The organism is Streptomyces sp. NBC_00876, assembly GCF_045207435.1.
In the GTDB taxonomy this organism is placed as follows: domain Bacteria; phylum Actinomycetota; class Actinomycetes; order Streptomycetales; family Streptomycetaceae; genus Streptomyces.
The window spans coordinates 6,126,233-6,142,643 of sequence record NZ_CP108800.1 but is presented as its reverse complement, the minus strand read 5'-3'; the positions used below and the strand labels follow the sequence as shown (position 1 = coordinate 6,142,643).

Below are 16,411 nucleotides of genomic sequence, written 5' to 3'. Positions count from 1 at the left end.
GGTGTTACAAGTACCCCCGACCGGATTCGAACCGGCGCTACTGCCGTGAGAGGGCAGCGTGCTAGGCCGCTACACAACGGGGGCCCTAGCGATCCTGCATCAAGAACGTGGGTGCGACCCAGATGTTCTCGCGGGAAGGATCTGTACCCCCGACCGGATTTGAACCGGCGCTACTGCCGTGAGAGGGCAGCGTGCTAGGCCGCTACACAACGGGGGCTTGTTCCTGCAACTTACTCGTCTTGCTGTCTTGCGCTGGGCTACCAGGACTCGAACCTAGAATGACGGTACCAGAAACCGTAGTGTTGCCAATTACACCATAGCCCAATGAAACGCAACCCCTTACGAGGTTTTGCTTCTGATTACGCTTCCCGGCCGGATCTTTCGGCCCGTTCGGGCGGCGCAGGAAGAACATTACCTGAAGGTGTCCGGCGCTCCAAAACGGGTATTGACCGCCAGCAGGCCGGGGAGCTGGTCGAGGGCCGTGATCCGGACGAGTTCGGGACGCCCGCCCCGCCCGCGCCGGTCCAGCCAGATCCCTGTGAGCCCGGCGGCCGTCGCGCCGCCTGCGTCGATGTCGGGTTCGTCCCCCACATAGGCGACGTCCGCCGGCGGCAGGTCCAGTTGTTCGCAGGCGGCGAGGAAGGCGCCTGCCGCGGGCTTGGAGATGCCCAGCTCAACGGCACACACCACCGCCTCGAAGCGGTCCCGCACTCCGAGCGCACGCAGCTTGCGGTCCTGATTGAGGATGCTGGAGTTCGACAGGACGGCGTGGCGATACCCGTCCGCCAGCCGGTCCAGGACCGGCACCACGTCCGGAAACAGTTCCCAGGCCGCCTCGTAGTGCCCGGCATGCCTACCGAACCAGTCGTCGGCCTCGTCATCGCTCAGCCGCCGCCCCAGGAACGCCCGCACCCGCTCCCTGCGCTGCCCCTGGAAGTCGACCTCGCCGACGGCGAACCGTGCCCACTGCACATCCGTAATGGCCTTCCACGCATCGAGGGCCTGCCCGAGGGAGGCGTACGCCTCGGGCAGGCCCTCGGTCTGCAGGTGCTTACGCATGCCGACGCGGTCGGCACCGGAGTAGTCGAAGATCGTGTCGTCGATGTCCCAGAGGACCGCGCGGATCGTCATGGGCCCCAGCGTATAAACCTAGGCGGCCAGCATGGTGGGCTTTGCACTGCTCCGCAGGCCGATGAAGACGATCTTCAGATCGTCGATCTCCTCCAGCGAGAACAGGTCGTCCGGACCACCGGGGGCACGGTCGTGGAACGGACTGCCGACTTCGTACAGGTCTCCGACGTCCAGCACACCCCGCTTCGCGACGACGTCGACGATGAGCGCGATGAAGTCCAGCTGCGCTGCGCTCAACTGCTTTCCTGCGATGAAACCCTCGAACGCCAGCTGAGCGGCCTGCCGGTCCAGTCCGCACAGGGCCCGGACGAACAGGCCGAGACCTCCGGCGGCCCGTACCTCGTCCAGATCCTCGGGCGAGGCCACCGCTTCGGCGAGAAAGATCTCCTCCAGACCGGCCAGGTCGTCTTCGGTGATCTGCTCGTTGTGACGCAGCTTGTGGACGGTCGGCTGGTCCTCGTGACGAAGCAGGTACGCGCGGGCCTTCTGGCGGAACCTCTGCTCGTCCGTGCCCGTCGGCATATCCTTGATGTCCGCCTCGGAGATCTCGCCGAACTCGTCCTCGAAGTCGGTGTAGACGATCTTCCTCTTGGCTTTGAGGTCCACCAGTTTGGCCAGACCTCGCAGCCTTCGGCGCAGATCTTCCAGCATCGGCAGCGTGGCGTCCTGCCACCACTCCTCGCCGGCTGCCGCCTCCAGAAGCTCGCGCTGTTCGGCGACCGCCGGGATATTGGTCTTCCCGAGCAGGTCCTCCGCGAGGTCTCGGACCTTCTGGCGCAGCTTGGCGTACTCCTTGCCGCCCTCCAGCGCCGCGAGCTGGAGCCGGAAGGCAATGAGGTCGAAGCGCTTGGCCTCCTCGCGGGTCTCATCGGGGTCCGGCTCGTGGTCGCTGGGAAGGTGGAGCAGCTTCTGGCGTACCGCGTGTTCGGCCTCATCGTCGATGCGGTGCCACGTGCGGAAGTCTGCGAACGTCTCCATCTCGCGGCGGTGCGGCCGGACAAGGAAGTTGTCCGGGTTCATACCGGAAACGGTGGCGTGCAGGCGGTGGGCCAGGGCCCATCGGACCGACGGCTCGGTCGCGATGGCGTCGGGGCCGCCGTCACGGGCCGGGTCCGGCTGCTCCCGGCGGTCCAGGCTGCGCAGCAGGTCCAGTTGCAGACCGAGCAGGCGCTCGCTCAGGGCGGGTGCCTGACGGGCTTCGACGCCAGCGAGGTCGCTGTTGAAGAAGTCGATGTTGCCGCAGAAGTCGAAGACGCGGAAGTTCTGCTTCGCGTGATCGGGGTTTGTGTCGTCCGGCCCGAACAGCGCCGGGCGCAGCCGGGTGCCGCGGCCGATCATCTGCCAGAACTTGGTCTTGGAGAAGACCGGCTTGGCGAAGACCAGGTTGACCACCTCCGGCACGTCGATGCCGGTGTCCAGCATGTCGACGGAGATCGCGATGTCGGGTTCCTTGCGCGCTGCGGAGAAGTCCTCGATCAGGGACTGGCGGTAGGTCTCCTTGTACGTGATCACTCGTGCCTGGTGGCCGGCACCCTTGGGATAGCTGGCGTTGTACCGGGCCTCGATGAACCGGGCGTGCTCGTTGTTCTTCGCGAAGATGATCGTCTTGCCGAGGCGGTCACCGCCCTCGACCCGGTGGCCCTGGGTGACCAGGACCTCCAGCATCTTGTCGACGGTGTCCTCGTTGAACAGGATCCTGTTCATCTCGTGGCGGCTGACGGCGTCCGGCTTCTCGCCGTCCTCGGACCACTCCTTGTCATCCCATTCGGCCTTCTCCTCCTCGGAGAGCTCCTCGTAGCGGATGCCGCGCTCCATGAACTTCAACGGCACGTTCACGGCCTTCGGCGGTACGAGGTACCCCTCCCCCACCGCCTCGTTCAGACCGTAGGAGTCCGTGGGAACTCCGTCCTCCAACTGGAACAGCTTGTACGTGTTGCGGTCGATCTCGTCCTTCGGGGTGGCGGTCAGACCGAGGAGGAGCGAGTCGAAGTAGCGGAAGATCGCGCCGTACTTCGCATAGACGGAACGGTGGGCCTCGTCGATGACGATGAGGTCGAAGTAGCCGGGACCGAAACGGCGGCGGCCCGTGCTGTCCGTGACGTCGATCTGGTTCATCATCGTCTGGTAGGTGGAGACGAAGACGTGCGCCGAGGCGGACTTGTCGTCCAGGAGGCTGGCGACGGGGGTGTTGGGGAGATGCTCCTTGAACGCCTTCATCGTCTGGATGACCAGGGCCTCGCGGTCGGCGAGGAACAGCACGCGCTGCGCCCATCCGGCCTTCTTGAGCTGGTCGACCAGGGCCACCGTGGTACGGGTCTTGCCCGTGCCGGTCGCCATGACGAGGAGGGCCTGGCGCTGACGGTCCCGTTCGTACGTCTCGCCGACTCGCCTGATGGCGCGCAACTGATACGGGCGACCGGCGATCTTCTCGTTCACCGGGGTGGTCGTCAGCGAGAGCCGGCCCGCGCGCTGCCGCACGTGCCAGTGGAGCTGGTCGTGGGTGAGGAAGCCCTGGACCTGGCGGGGCGGGTAGCGCAGACCGTCGTCCCAGAGGTAGGTCTCGTAGCCGTTGGTGTAGAAGATCACCGGGCGGCGGTTGAACTCGGCTTCGAGAGCGTCCGCGTACAGCTTTGCCTGCTGCTGGCCGTCACGGGGGTCGCGGCGGGTGCGCTTGGCCTCGACGACGGCGAGGGGCTTGCCGTCCGCGCCCCACAGAACGTAGTCGGCGTAGCCATTGCCGGAGGCGGTCTGCATGCCTGCCACCGGACGCTCGGTGGTGAACTTGCCCGCCGGGTCGGCCCCGGCGGCCGCCACGTCCCAGCCGGCCTCCTTGAGGAGGAGGTCTATGAACGTGTTCCGGGTGGCGAGCTCGTCGTAGTCGTGGGTGTCCTGGACCTTCTGGTTCGCGGCCTTGGCGGCCGCGATCTGGGCCTGGAGCTCGGCGAGCTGGGCGGCGAGGGCTTCGCTCGCCGCACGGGCCTTGCCGAGCTCGTCCGCCTGCTCCTGGTAGCGCTTCTCGTCCTCCTCCCCCTGCTTGCGCAGTTCCGCCTGCTTCTTGAGACGGGCCTCGGGAGAGAGCGGGCGCGGAATGGCGGTGGAGTCGAACTCCATGCCCGCGGTGGGGAGGTCGTGGGCCTGGCCCGTATAGGTGCGGGCGAACCAGTAGAGCGAGTGGAACAACTCGCGCAGGCTCGCGACGGCTGCCTGCGGGGGTACGGGGGTCTGCTTGTGGACCGCGTGGTTGCCCTGGCGGCGGATGATGTCCATCTTCGCGTTCACCGTGGGCCCGACGAGCGTCCGGAACGACGGCTCGTGGAGCATCGCGTTGAGGTCCCTCTTGTACGGGGCGCTCAGCGAGGCGTCCTTGTCATACATCCAGTGCACGGCCAGCTCGATCGCCCGGCGGGCGTAGAAGCAGGCGGCCCGGGGGTCGGCGTAGGTGAGGCGCTCCGCGCGGGTGGCTTCCTCGTGGAGGGCCGGCCATTCGGCCTTGAGGAACGCGAAGTTCCCGGCGGGGCGAGCGATGTGGCGGGCGGCGGCTTCATCCGGCGCCCGGCGTGGCATCGGGGGGCCTGGGGTGGGGCGCGGGCCCGGCTTGGGCTTCGGCGGACTCGCCTCGCCTCTGCTGTCGCCGATGCCGTCGTTCCGCTCGTTGCTGGCCATCGCTGTGGCGCCCCTCCCCTGTTCCGGTCGCGATACGCGGCCGTGAGCTACGTGATGCGGCAGCGCCGACCGCACCCCGGGTCTCCCCAGACCGGGCGCGGTCGGCGTGGTGGTGCGGTGATTCGTGTACGTGCCTACGGGTTAGGCGGCTTCATGATCCCAGAGCTGCCCGGCGAAGGCGCGCTGTTGGAGGGATTCGAAGAGTTCATCGAGGGCGGCGAGGTGGGTGAGGTGCTTCGCCCTCCATTCCTCAATCGCCTCGATGCGAATCGCGAAATCCTCCTGAAGCCTTGAGCCGGGAATCTGGCACTCAAATTCCAGAAGCTTCGCCTTGGAGATGTTCAACATAGAAGCAGCACTCCCCGAGGCCAGCCCCTGAAGCTTCTTCCGCACGGCAGGAAAGGTCAACAAATGATGCAGGAACACTTTATTGACCAATGAATCCTCCCTCACAACAAGGCGGAAAATAAGATCCGGCAGAAGCAAACGGGGCGGGGTGGAGCGAACATAGACCGATGCGGCAACCAGATCGGGGGTGTTCTTTCGCGTAAAAAGAAGATCCCCTTGCTTCACTTCATGCCTCGGGTCGGCAACCGCCTCACCCGGCAGGGCCTTGTTCTCACCAGGCGCGTAAACACACTTGGTGACTGCCCCCAATTTCAGGACTCCCCACTCGCCAACACCAGCAGGACGGTCCAAGCACTGAGGGCTCTTCCCGCTGTCGATACGAATCAAGAAGTCTTTCATCTTCATCCGCTGCCACCCATGAGGGTTGGCCACCGGATCACCGAACATGTCGAGGAAGATGGACCGGGCGAGGTCGTCGAGGAGGGCGATGGCCTCGCGGCGCTTGGACCTCAGGGTGTCCACCTGGTCCAGTACGGCGGCGACGCGGCGCTGCTGGCCTACCGGGGGCGCGAAAAACTTCGCCGCCAGCAGATCCCCCTTGTTCACATGCTTCATGGTCGCGCCATGCAAGTGACGCTCGGACTCTTTGAGCGTGCGATCGATCGCGTATCGCAGATACCTCTTGTCGACGCGGCCCAGGTCCGGCTCCACGCGAAAGATGTGCTGGTTGAGAACAGCGGTATCCGGCTCGCCCCATTCGAAAACACCCAGCGTGGCCGACCAGGAAACCAGGAGATCGCCAGGATGCACCTTCACGGCATCCGGCACAGCTCTCTGAGTTCGGTTGTAATTCTTCTTGGGATCGGTAAGGTTCTGAATTCTGATAATTCGAGACCCGGCCTCACTCCAGTCGGATTCCTTGAAGCAGACGCCATTGGTAAATGTCGCAACTTCGTTGAGGGTAACAAAATTCCCTGTCATGACAGCAGACCCTTGAGCTCTTCCGCGCCCTTGGAGATTTCGGCATCGAGGCGTTCCAGATCGGCCAGGATCTCCAGGGGCAGGCGTGTCTGGATCTCCTCGTGGACGACTTCCTTGTAGCGGTTCAGAGAGAGGTCGTACCCCTGTGCCGCAATGTCCGCCTTGGGGACGCAGAAGCTCTGCTCAGTCCTTGCACGGTCCCGCTCCGAGGTGTCCCGGTCGAACCAGCGGGTCAGGACGTCCGGCAGGTTGTTCTTCTCGTGCTCCTCCTCGCTCAGAGGCACGTCCGCAGGCATCGGTCGGACGCCGAGGCGGTCTTCCGGGAGAAGCTCATTGCGCTTGTCGTCCAGCGAGAGGCCATCGGCCTTGACGTCGTAGAACCAGACGTCATCCGTGCCACCACTGTCGGTACGTGTGAAGAAGAGGATGGCCGTCGAGACACCGGCGTACGGCTTGAAGACGCCGCTCGGGAGCTTGACCACTGCCTGGAGCTGCTGCTCCTCGACGAGCATGCGGCGCAACTCCTTATGCCCCTTCGTGGATCCGAAGAGGACGCCGTCGGGGACGATCACCGCCGCGCGGCCACCGGGCTTGAGGAGGCGCAGGAACAGAGCCAGGAAAAGCAGTTCCGTCTTCTTGGTCTTGACGATCGCCTGGAGGTCCTTCGCCGTCGACTCGTAGTCGAGGCTGCCCGCGAAGGGCGGGTTGGCGAGGATCAGGGAGTACTTCTCGGCCTCGCCGGCTGCCGACTCCGCGAGGGAGTCGCGGTATCGGATGTCCGGGTTCTCCACTCCGTGGAGCAGCATATTCATCGAGCCGATGCGGAGCATCGTGGAGTCGAAGTCGAAGCCGTGGAACATCGACTCGTTGAAGTGTTTGCTCTGCTCCACCCCGAGCAGGGCTTCTCTGTGCGTGCGCTTGACGTACGAGGCCGTCTGGACCAGGAAGCCCGCCGTGCCGCAGGCCGGGTCGCAGACCTCGTCCCCCGGGCCGGGCCGGGTCATCTCGACCATCAGGTCGATGATGTGCCGAGGCGTACGGAACTGGCCGTTCTGGCCGGCCGAGGCGATCTTCGCGAGGAGGTACTCGTAAACATCGCCCTTGGTGTCGCTCTTGTCCATGCCCAGGTCATCGAGGAGGTCGACGACCTTCGCGAGGAGGTTCGCGCTCGGGATGGTGAAGCGGGCGTCCTTCATGTGGTGCGAGTACGTCGAGTCGTCGCTGCCCATGCGGCGCAGGTACGGGAAGACGCCTTCGGCAACCAGTCCATACATGATCTCGGGGTCGCGGACCTTGAAGTTCTGCCAGCGCAGGTCCTGCTGGTCCGCGTCGAAGAACGGGTCGGGATCAGGCGTACCGGTGGCGTTCGCCTTGCGGTCCCTGACCGTCTGGAGCTCGTCCAGCCGCTTGGTGAAGAGCAGGTAGGTGATCTGCTCCATCACCTCCATCGGATTGGAGATGCCACCCGACCAGAACGCGTCCCAGACGCGCCCCACCTTGCTCTTCTGTTCACCGGTAATCACCCTGCGAGCTTACTTCCGCCCGCTGACACCGGGGATCACTTCACTCGGGCCCCGCCCCCGTAGGCCGCCCCACGCGAGGCACCGCAGGCGCCGTGAACGCCCGGAGGCCGGGTTCCCCGTGGGGGCCCGGCCTCCGGCGTACGTACGACTGTTACGCGGCCAGCTTCGCCAGCGCCGCGTCCACCCGGGCCAGGGTCTTCTCGCGGCCCAGGATCTCCAGGGACTCGAAGAGCGGCAGGCCGACCGTGCGGCCGGTGACGGCGACGCGGACCGGGGCCTGGGCCTTGCCGAGCTTCAGGCCGTGCTCCTCGCCGGCGGTGAGGATGGCGTTCTTCAGGGCGTCCGCGTTCCACTCGGCGTCGGCCAGCTTGGCGCGGGCCGTCATGAGCAGGGCGTCGGAGCCCTCCTTCATCGCCTTGGTCCAGGACGCCTCGTCGGTCGTCGGCTCGTCGAGGAAGAGGAAGTCGACGTTGGCCGTGATCTCGGAGAGGACCGTGAGCCGGGTCTGGGCGTGCGGGGCGATCGCGGCGAACACGTCCGCGTCGAAGGCCTCCGGGGCCCAGGGGGCGAACGGTGCCTGCAGCCAGGGGCCACAGGCCTCGGTGAAGGTCTTCACGTCGAGCCGGCGGATGTGCTCGGCGTTGACGTGCTCGCACTTCTTGAGGTCGAAGCGGGCCGGGTTGGCGTTGACGTCCTTGATGTCGAACGCGGCGACCATCTCGTCGATGTCGAAGATGTCGCGGTCCTCGGCGATCGACCAGCCGAGCAGCGAGAGGTAGTTGAGCAGCCCCTCGCGCAGGAAGCCGCGCTCGCGGTAGAGGTTGAGCGAAGCCTGCGGGTCGCGCTTGGAGAGCTTCTTGTTGCCCTCGCCCATGACGTACGGCAGGTGGCCGAACTCCGGGGTCTGCTTGGCGATGCCCAGCTCGATGAGCGCGCGGTACAGCGCGATCTGGCGCGGGGTGGAGGAGAGCAGGTCCTCGCCGCGCAGGACGTGGGTGATCTCCATCATCGCGTCGTCGACCGGGTTGACCAGCGTGTAGAGCGGGGCTCCGTTGGCGCGGACGATGCCGTAGTCCGGCACGTTCTCCGGCTGGACGGTGATGTCGCCGCGGACCAGGTCGGTGAAGGTGATGGCCTCGTCGGGCATCCGGAAGCGGACGATGGAGGCGCGTCCCTCGGCCTCGTACGCGGCCTTCTGCCCGTCGCTCAGGTCGCGGCAGTGGCCGTCGTAGCCGGACGGCTTGCCGGCGGCGCGGGCGGCGTCGCGGCGGGCGTCGAGCTCCTCGGTGGTGCAGTAGCAGTGGTACGCGTGGCCGGCGGCGAGGAGCTTCTCGGCGACGTCCTTGTAGATGTCCATGCGCTGCGACTGGCGGTACGGGGCGTGCGGGCCGCCGACCTCGGGGCCCTCGTCCCAGTCGAGGCCGAGCCAGCGCATCGCGTCGAGGAGCTGGTCGTACGACTCCTCGGAGTCGCGCGCCGCGTCGGTGTCCTCGATGCGGAAGACCAGGGTGCCCTGGTGGTGGCGGGCGAAGGCCCAGTTGAAGAGAGCTGTCCGGACCAGGCCCACGTGGGGGTTGCCGGTCGGGGAGGGACAGAAACGTACGCGAACCGCTGCGTTAACCACGCTTGATCACCTTGTTGGTGAGAGTGCCGATGCCTTCGATGGTGACGGCGACCTCGTCGCCGACATGGAGGGGTCCGACCCCCGCGGGAGTGCCGGTGAGGATCACATCGCCCGGGAGCAGCGTCATGGCTTCCGTGATGTGGACGACCAGGTCCTCGATGGAGCGGATCATCTCGCTCGTCCGGCCCAGCTGGCGTTGCTCGCCGTTGACCGTGGCCTGGATGGCGAGGTCGCCGGGGTCGAGGTCGGTCTCCACCCAGGGGCCCAGCGGGCAGGAGGTGTCGAAGCCCTTGGCCCGGGCCCACTGCTTCTCGCGCTTCTGGGCGTCGCGGGCGGTGACGTCGTTGGCGCAGGTGTAGCCGAAGATGACGTCCTTGACCCGCTCGCGCGGCACTTCGCGGCACATCCGGCCGATGACCACGGCCAGCTCTGCCTCGTAGTGCACCTCGTCGGAGAAGGAGGGGTACTCGATGGCGTCGCCGGAGCCGATCACCGAGGTGGTGGGCTTGAAGAAGGCGACGGGAACGTCGGGGACCTCGTTGCCGAGCTCCGCGGCGTGCTCCGCGTAGTTGCGGCCGATGGCCACGACCTTGTTGGGGAGCACGGGCGGCAGCAGCCGGACCTTGCTCAGCGGGACCTTGGTCCCGGAGAGCTCGAAGTCGGCGTACGGGATGCCCTTGATGATGTCGAGGACGAGACCATCGGGCCCGTCGCCCTCGACGGCGCCGAAGGCGACATTGCCGTCGATGGAGAACCTGGCGATGCGCACGGGAAGCTGTCGCCCCTCACTTGCTGGCTGACTGAAGACTGACGCTCCAGGCTAGCGCGGGTGAGGAGCCGGGCCGCGCGTATTACTCCGCGGCGGCCGTGGTGGCCGCGGGGGCGGTCATCAGGATCGTGCGGCGCGGGTTGGCCGTCTGCGTCGGCAGGTCGACTGCGTGTTCCGGCTGCTCCGGCGTGTGCAGCGCTTCGGCGTCCTTGAGGTGCGCCAGCGTGGTGCGCCGGGGGTTGGCAATGTTGCGGAACATCATCGTCGTCTTCATCTGCCGTACGGACCCTGTCTCTGGGGGCGCCACCCGAAGGGGCACCGGTTGTCGGTTTTGCCATCCCTGTAAAGCGTCAGGCTAAACATCCGATTCCCTCGGCAGACCTGGAAGAGACGGCGATCATCATGTGAGTTTGCTCACGAAGTGGTCGACAATTGCCCCAATTCGGGCCGCCCGTACGACTGAAGGAAACGGACATTGCATCTCTGAATGATCCATTCCGCTCCTGATCATGGCGACTGGGACACCCCTCACCCTCACCTGATTCACCATCAATAGTCCGTTATGTCACCGAACGGCCTCCACCGCTTGTTACGCCTCCATCACACCGCGTCACTCAGGTCACAGCCAGGTACCTGGCCCTTGTTGGAGATCCTGCACTGTGCTGGAATTCCACGCACCGCCGCGGGTTTCAAGACGGCGCGCAAGGGCGCAACGCAGCGCCGAGTGGCGGCGGGAAGGGGAAGTGCGCCGGTCACTCACGACCACCATGGGGAAGTACGACGCCCCACGACGCCGACACCGTTCCGTCCGTTCATGACGGAGGAGCGCCTGGTCCAGAGGTTGCGACGCTAGTGCAGGGACGTTTCAAGAGGGATGGCAGCGCTGCGGCGGAACAGGAGCCGCGCGGCGGGACCGGCCGCGGTTCCTCGCCCCAGCACGCCCAGAACCCCGGACCGGCCGCGGCCGGTGACCACAGCGACCGCACGCAGCGCTCCGGCGCGGCGGCGGGCAGCGGCTCCGATCCGATCACCTCGCTCAAGCCGCGGGGCCCGGTCAATACGGGATCGCGGGTAGCTCTTCGTAACTGGCGCATCAGCACGCGTCTGGTCTCCCTGCTCGCCCTCCCCGTGGTCGCCGCGACCACGCTGGGTGGTTTCCGTATCAACGACTCCATGAACGACATCCAGCAGCTGGAGCACATGCAGCTGCTGACCCAGATGACGAAGCAGGCGACCTCGCTGGCCCAGGCTCTCCAGGAGGAGCGCGACCGGTCGGCCGGACCGCTGTCCAACGGAACGCCGGCGACCGACTTCAAGGTCTCCGAGCCGCGCAAGAGGACCGACCGCGCCAAGAAGGCCTTCTTCGCGGCGACGAACGACATCGGTGACACCTCCGGTGACGAGGCCCTGGAGAGCATCCACTCCAGCGTCCAGCAGATCGCCGCGCAGCTCGGCTCCATCCGCGACATCCGCAAGCAGGCGTACGCCAAGGACAGTCCGAGTCTCCAGACCGTCGACGCGTACAGCCAGCTGATCACCTCGCTGCTGAGTCTCTCCCAGGACATGGCGCAGGCGACCAGCAGTCCGGAAATGATCAAGCGGACGCGCGCGCTGGCCGCCTTCTCCTCCGCCAAGGAGTACGCATCGGTCCAGCGGGCCATCATCGCCGCCTCGCTGCCGGCCGGCGACGACAAGCAGCCCGACCTCGACCGCAACGACCAGCAGTTCGGCCTGGCCGCCCAGCGCAAGGAGGAGGCAGCGCTCAACTCCTTCGAGGCGATCTACACGACCACGGGCAAGAGCCCCGATGAGCTGACCTCCTCGCTGAACGAGGGCCACCCGGACATCAAGGCCGCCGACACCTACGCGAGCAAGCTGCTCGAGAACCCGGCGGGCATGAGCGGTCCCGCGGTGCGGCGCTCGTACATGAACTGGTACGACCAGGACACCAACAAGATCCAGGCCATGAAGCTGATCGAGGAGACCCTCCTCAGCGACATGGAGAGCAAGGCGCGCGAGCTTCGCGACGAGTCCCAGCGCGAAGCGATCATCAGCGGTGCGCTCATCCTGCTGGTGCTCGGTGTCTCGCTGGTCGGCGCGTTCGTCGTCGCCCGGTCCATGATCCGCTCGCTGCGCCGGCTGCAGGACACCGCGACGCGCGTCGCCCAGGACCGGCTGCCCGAGCTCGTCAAGCAGCTCTCCGAGGCCGACCCGCAGGACGTCGACACCTCGGTCGAGTCGGTCGGTGTGCACTCCCGGGACGAGATCGGCAAGGTGGCCGCGGCCTTCGACGACGTGCACCGCGAGGCCGTCCGCCTCGCCGCCGAGCAGGCCCTCCTCCGGGGCAACGTCAACGCGATGTTCACCAACCTCTCGCGCCGTTCACAGGGCCTCATCCAGCGCCAGCTCTCGCTCATCTCCGAGCTGGAGTCGCGCGAGGCCGACCCGGACCAGCTGTCCTCGCTCTTCAAGCTCGACCACCTCGCGACCCGTATGCGCCGTAACGGCGAGAACCTCCTCGTCCTCGCGGGCGAGGAGCCGGGGCGCCGCTGGACCCGTCCGGTCCCGCTGGTCGACGTGCTCCGTGCCGCCGCCTCCGAGGTGGAGCAGTACGAGCGCATCGAACTGGCCGCGGTGCCCGCCACCGAGGTCGCAGGACGCGTCGTCAACGACCTCGTGCACCTCCTCGCCGAGCTGCTGGAGAACGCCACGTCGTTCTCCTCGCCGCAGACGAAGGTCCGGGTCACCGGTCACGCGCTGCCCGACGGCCGGGTGCTCGTCGAGATCCACGACACGGGTATCGGCCTCTCCCCCGAGGACCTCGCGGCGATCAACGAGCGGCTCGCCTCGCCGCCCACCGTGGACGTCTCGGTCTCGCGCCGCATGGGTCTGTTCGTGGTCGGCCGGCTGTCCCTGCGTCACGGCATCCGCATCCAGCTGCGTCCCTCCGACTCCGGTGGTACGACCGCGCTGGTCATGCTCCCGGTCGATGTCGCGCACGGCGGCAAGCAGCCGGTTCCCAAGCAGGCTCCGGGCCAGCAGTCCCCCGCTCCCGGGGGCCTGCTCGCCGGCGGCGGCGCCCCCCGCCCCGGTATCGACGCTGCGTCCTCGGCTCCGGCCGGGCGGCTCCCGGCGGGTCCGGGCAGCACGCGTGGCCAGGTCGGTGCGGGGTCCGGTCCCCGGGCCGCGCTGCCGGCCCGCGACACCGGCGCCGGCCGGCCGCAGAACCAGCCGGGCCAGCCCGGTCAGCCCGGCCAGCAGAACTCCGGTTTCCAGAGCACCGGGATGCCCGGCACCGGTCCGCAGGGCCGGCAGCCGCAGGACGGCTCGCGCCAGGAACCGCCGCGTCAGGGCGGCGGCCTCTCCGGTGCCTTCGGCGGCGGCGCCCGGCTGGGCGCGCGTGGCCAGGGCGACGGCGGCCGTACGGACTCGGGTCAGCCCAGCCTGTTCGACCAGCGGCGCCCGGAGCAGAACGGTCCCGGCCGCCAGGCCCCGCAGCCCCAGCAGGCCCGTCACAACCAGGGCGGCCCGGGCGGCTTCCAGCCCGGCGGCGCCGGTCAGAACGACCGCCAGCTGCCCCCGGTCGGCGGCCCGCGTGCCGAGCTGCCCGGTGGCAACCCCCAGCCGCAGCGCCCCCAGACCACCAGCTGGGGCACCGATGAGCCGTCCGCACCGCGCTACTCCCCGCTCGACGCGCCCCGCGGTCATGAGGAGCCCGACTCCACCGGCCAGTTCCAGCAGCCGCTGAACCCGCCGCCGCTCGGCCCCCGCCCGCCGATGGACGACCGGCAGGGCCCCGGCTCCACCGCCGAGTTCGCCCGCCCGGACTTCTCGGCACCCGCCCCCGCGCCGCAGTACGGGCCCGGGCAGCTGCCGCAGACCCCGGACCAGACGAGCACGTCGCAGTTCGCCCGTCCGGACTTCGGCCGCCCGCAGTCCGCACAGGACCAGGGTCAGCCCGCGCCGCGCCAGCGCGACCGCGACAACGGGGACTTCGGTGCCCCGCGTCCGCCCGTCGCGCCGGCCTCCGACGCTCAGTACCGGCCGGTACTGCCGCAGCAGTCGCAGCCCGAGGCGCTTCCGCCGGCCCCGGGACCGGGTGACGGCCGTACCCCGCTGTACGACACCCTGGAGACGAACTGGTTCCACGGTCCGCAGCAGGGCGGCCAGCAGCCGCCGGCCGCGCCGCAGGCGCCCGCCTTCCCCGAGCGGCCCGCCGAGGAGCGTCCCGCTCCCGCGGCACCGCGCCGCGGTGCGGGCGACGCCACCACGAGCTCCTGGCGCGCCTCGCCGAACGACGAACTCGTCCGGCAGGCGGAGCGGGTGAAGAAGCCCGCAGCAGGTGGAATTACCACGTCCGGTCTGCCTCGCCGGGTTCCTCGTGCCAATCTGGTGCCGGGTACCGCCCAGCAGCAGAACCACCAGTCCGGTCCCCAGGTGTCGCGTGCGCCCGATGATGTGCGCGGGCGGCTCACCAATCTCCGCCGGGGCATCCAGCAGGGACGTCAGGCCAACAGCGGCCCGTCGACCGGCAGTTTCCCACTCGGCCCCACTCACCAGCAGGAGCGTTAGTTGAGCCCGATGAGTCAGGCCGCGCAGAATCTGAACTGGTTGATCACCAACTTCGTGGACAACACCCCTGGGGTGTCGCACACGGTGGTGGTCTCCGCAGACGGCCTGCTGCTGGCGATGTCCGAAGGTTTCCCGCGTGATCGCGCCGACCAGCTGGCGGCTGTCGCCTCCGGTCTGACCTCGCTGACCGCGGGTGCCTCCCGGATCTTCGAAGGCGGCGCCGTCAGCCAGACCGTGGTGGAGATGGAACGCGGATTCCTCTTCCTCATGTCCATCTCGGACGGCTCCTCACTGGCCGTACTGGCCCATCCGGACGCCGATATCGGTCTGGTCGGGTACGAAATGGCTCTGCTGGTGGACCGGGCGGGCACTGTCCTCACCCCGGACCTCCGCGCCGAGCTCCAAGGCAGCCTGCTCCACTAGGCGGCCGTGAACCGGTGACACAGACAACTACACCAGGTATTGCACCCCGCCCTCGCCCGTCCGGCCGCTTACAGCCCCTCACCGGCCCCTTCAGACGGCAAGCCGACACCCTGCTGTCACGCCCGGAGGATTCATGACCCCGCCACCCGCCTCACCCGATCCGTACGGAGCGTTGAACCACGCGTCGTACGAAGGTGAAGGCGACCAGCCGCTGGTCCGTCCGTACGCCATGACCGGCGGCCGGACCCGACCGCGCTACCAGCTAGCGATAGAGGCGCTGGTCAGCACCACGGCTGACCCGGCGCATCTGGGAACACTGCTCCCCGAGCACCAGCGGATCTGCCACCTCTGCCGTGAGGTCAAGTCGGTGGCCGAGGTGTCGGCCCTGCTGTCGATGCCGCTCGGTGTGGCCCGGATTCTCGTCGCGGACCTGGCGGAAGCCGGCATGGTGGCCATCCACCAGCCGGGCAATGGAGAGGCCGGCGGCGCGCCGGATGTGACACTGCTCGAAAGGGTGCTCAGTGGACTTCGCAAGCTCTAGCGGCGGTGCCGCCCGGGCCACCACCTCGGCGAAGATCGTGGTGGCGGGCGGCTTCGGCGTGGGTAAGACCACGTTTGTCGGTGCCGTTTCGGAGATCAATCCGCTGCGTACCGAAGCCGTGATGACGTCCGCCTCCGCGGGCATCGACGACCTCACACACACCGGCGGCAAGACCACCACGACGGTGGCCATGGACTTCGGCCGCATCACCCTGGACCAGGACCTGATCCTGTACCTCTTCGGTACGCCGGGACAGGACCGTTTCTGGTTCATGTGGGACGACCTGGTACGCGGCGCCATCGGCGCCGTCGTCCTCGTCGACACCCGTCGCCTCGCCGACTGCTTCCCCGCCGTCGACTACTTCGAGAACAGCGGGCTCCCCTTCGTCATCGCCCTCAACGGCTTCGACGGACACCAGCCCTACACCCCCGACGAGGTCCGCGAAGCCCTTCAGATCGGACCCGACACCCCGATCATCACGACCGACGCGCGGCATCGTGGCGATGCCAAGAGCGGTCTGATCACGCTGGTGGAGCATGCTCTGATGGCGCGGCTCAAGTAGGCACAAGTCGGTATTGCCTTACGGCAGTTACAGTACTCACACGGGGGTGGACTGTGTCCTTTGACACGATCCACCCCCGTGTTCATAACGTTTCGAAAGAGAATTGCCCCACGGCCAACACCCGATGCGCACGCTCGGTACCACTGCGCTCACATGAGCCCCGCCTTTTGACGGGGCTCGTTCTTTATGCCCGTTTTATCTGAGGTGTGGGCCACTCGGAATGACTCATTCCGACTGTTTGGAACGCGACCGGTCCCCGTGCTGCAATTCGACG

The 16,411-nt window shown here is 67.5% G+C and carries 11 protein-coding genes and 3 tRNA genes; 4 read left to right on the top strand and 10 right to left on the bottom strand.

Translation table 11 applies throughout. The features are described 5' to 3' along the window. Positions 1 to 11 precede the first annotated feature (11 nt). The 10 genes from OG782_RS27135 to OG782_RS27090 form a co-directional block, all read right to left on the bottom strand. Positions 12 to 84: transfer RNA gene (locus OG782_RS27135), tRNA-Glu, on the bottom strand. Positions 85 to 144: 60 nt separating this feature from the next. Beyond that, positions 145 to 217 (bottom strand) — tRNA-Glu (locus OG782_RS27130). A 35-nt stretch (positions 218 to 252) separates the two neighbouring features. After that, positions 253 to 324 (bottom strand) — tRNA-Gln (locus tag OG782_RS27125). An 87-nt stretch (positions 325 to 411) separates the two neighbouring features. After that, positions 412 to 1,131 carry an HAD family hydrolase gene (locus OG782_RS27120; protein WP_406455243.1) on the bottom strand — a complete coding sequence of 240 codons (720 nt, stop codon included), beginning with the start codon at positions 1,129 to 1,131 and terminating at the stop codon, positions 412 to 414. An 18-nt stretch (positions 1,132 to 1,149) separates the two neighbouring features. Beyond that, the gene (locus OG782_RS27115; protein WP_406455241.1) at positions 1,150 to 4,794 is read right to left on the bottom strand and encodes a DEAD/DEAH box helicase family protein; all 3,645 of its coding nucleotides are present in this window, start codon (positions 4,792 to 4,794) and stop codon (positions 1,150 to 1,152) included. Between the two features lie 141 nt (positions 4,795 to 4,935). Next, positions 4,936 to 6,123 carry a restriction endonuclease subunit S gene (locus OG782_RS27110; protein ID WP_406455239.1) on the bottom strand — a complete coding sequence of 396 codons (1,188 nt, stop codon included), beginning with the start codon at positions 6,121 to 6,123 and terminating at the stop codon, positions 4,936 to 4,938. Further along, entirely contained in the window at positions 6,120 to 7,646 is a 1,527-nt protein-coding gene (locus OG782_RS27105; RefSeq protein WP_406455237.1) for an N-6 DNA methylase, read from the bottom strand. Before OG782_RS27105 ends, OG782_RS27110 begins: the two co-directional genes overlap by 4 nt. A 151-nt stretch (positions 7,647 to 7,797) precedes the next feature. Further along, on the bottom strand, positions 7,798 to 9,270 hold the full coding sequence (gene gltX, locus OG782_RS27100) for a glutamate--tRNA ligase (protein ID WP_406455235.1): 1,473 nt from the start codon (positions 9,268 to 9,270) through the stop codon (positions 7,798 to 7,800). Continuing rightward, positions 9,263 to 10,039, bottom strand: coding sequence for a fumarylacetoacetate hydrolase family protein (locus tag OG782_RS27095; protein ID WP_406455233.1), 777 nt, complete (start codon positions 10,037 to 10,039; stop codon positions 9,263 to 9,265). The genes gltX and OG782_RS27095 overlap by 8 nt, the downstream gene beginning before the upstream one ends. Before the next feature lie 82 nt (positions 10,040 to 10,121). After that, complete coding sequence (locus OG782_RS27090) at positions 10,122 to 10,313, bottom strand: hypothetical protein (RefSeq protein ID WP_389697249.1); 192 nt, start codon at positions 10,311 to 10,313, stop codon at positions 10,122 to 10,124. 578 nt (positions 10,314 to 10,891) lie between these two features. On the opposite strand from OG782_RS27090, the gene OG782_RS27085 reads away from it, so the two are divergent. The 4 genes from OG782_RS27085 to OG782_RS27070 all read left to right on the top strand — a co-directional run bounded on the left by OG782_RS27085 (position 10,892) and on the right by OG782_RS27070 (position 16,137). Next, positions 10,892 to 14,611 (top strand): nitrate- and nitrite sensing domain-containing protein, encoded by a 3,720-nt coding sequence (locus tag OG782_RS27085; RefSeq protein ID WP_406455230.1) that lies wholly within the window; start codon positions 10,892 to 10,894, stop codon positions 14,609 to 14,611. Between the two features lie 9 nt (positions 14,612 to 14,620). Beyond that, positions 14,621 to 15,034, top strand: a complete 414-nt coding sequence (locus OG782_RS27080; protein ID WP_006127850.1) for a roadblock/LC7 domain-containing protein — start codon at positions 14,621 to 14,623, stop codon at positions 15,032 to 15,034. Between the two features lie 133 nt (positions 15,035 to 15,167). After that, positions 15,168 to 15,575, top strand: coding sequence for a DUF742 domain-containing protein (locus OG782_RS27075; protein WP_073738726.1), 408 nt, complete (start codon positions 15,168 to 15,170; stop codon positions 15,573 to 15,575). Continuing rightward, positions 15,556 to 16,137, top strand: a complete 582-nt coding sequence (locus OG782_RS27070) for an ATP/GTP-binding protein (protein WP_073738725.1) — start codon at positions 15,556 to 15,558, stop codon at positions 16,135 to 16,137. The genes OG782_RS27075 and OG782_RS27070 overlap by 20 nt, the downstream gene beginning before the upstream one ends. Positions 16,138 to 16,411 lie beyond the last annotated feature (274 nt).

Coding starts and splice junctions, on each gene's coding strand:
- OG782_RS27120 (WP_406455243.1), bottom strand. CDS start 1,131: ATGACGATCCGCGCGGTCCTCTGGGACATCGACGACACGATCTTCGAC.
- OG782_RS27115 (WP_406455241.1), bottom strand. CDS start 4,794: ATGGCCAGCAACGAGCGGAACGACGGCATCGGCGACAGCAGAGGCGAG.
- OG782_RS27110 (WP_406455239.1), bottom strand. CDS start 6,123: ATGACAGGGAATTTTGTTACCCTCAACGAAGTTGCGACATTTACCAAT.
- OG782_RS27090 (WP_389697249.1), bottom strand. CDS start 10,313: ATGAAGACGACGATGATGTTCCGCAACATTGCCAACCCCCGGCGCACC.
- OG782_RS27080 (WP_006127850.1), top strand. CDS start 14,621: ATGAGTCAGGCCGCGCAGAATCTGAACTGGTTGATCACCAACTTCGTG.
- OG782_RS27075 (WP_073738726.1), top strand. CDS start 15,168: ATGACCCCGCCACCCGCCTCACCCGATCCGTACGGAGCGTTGAACCAC.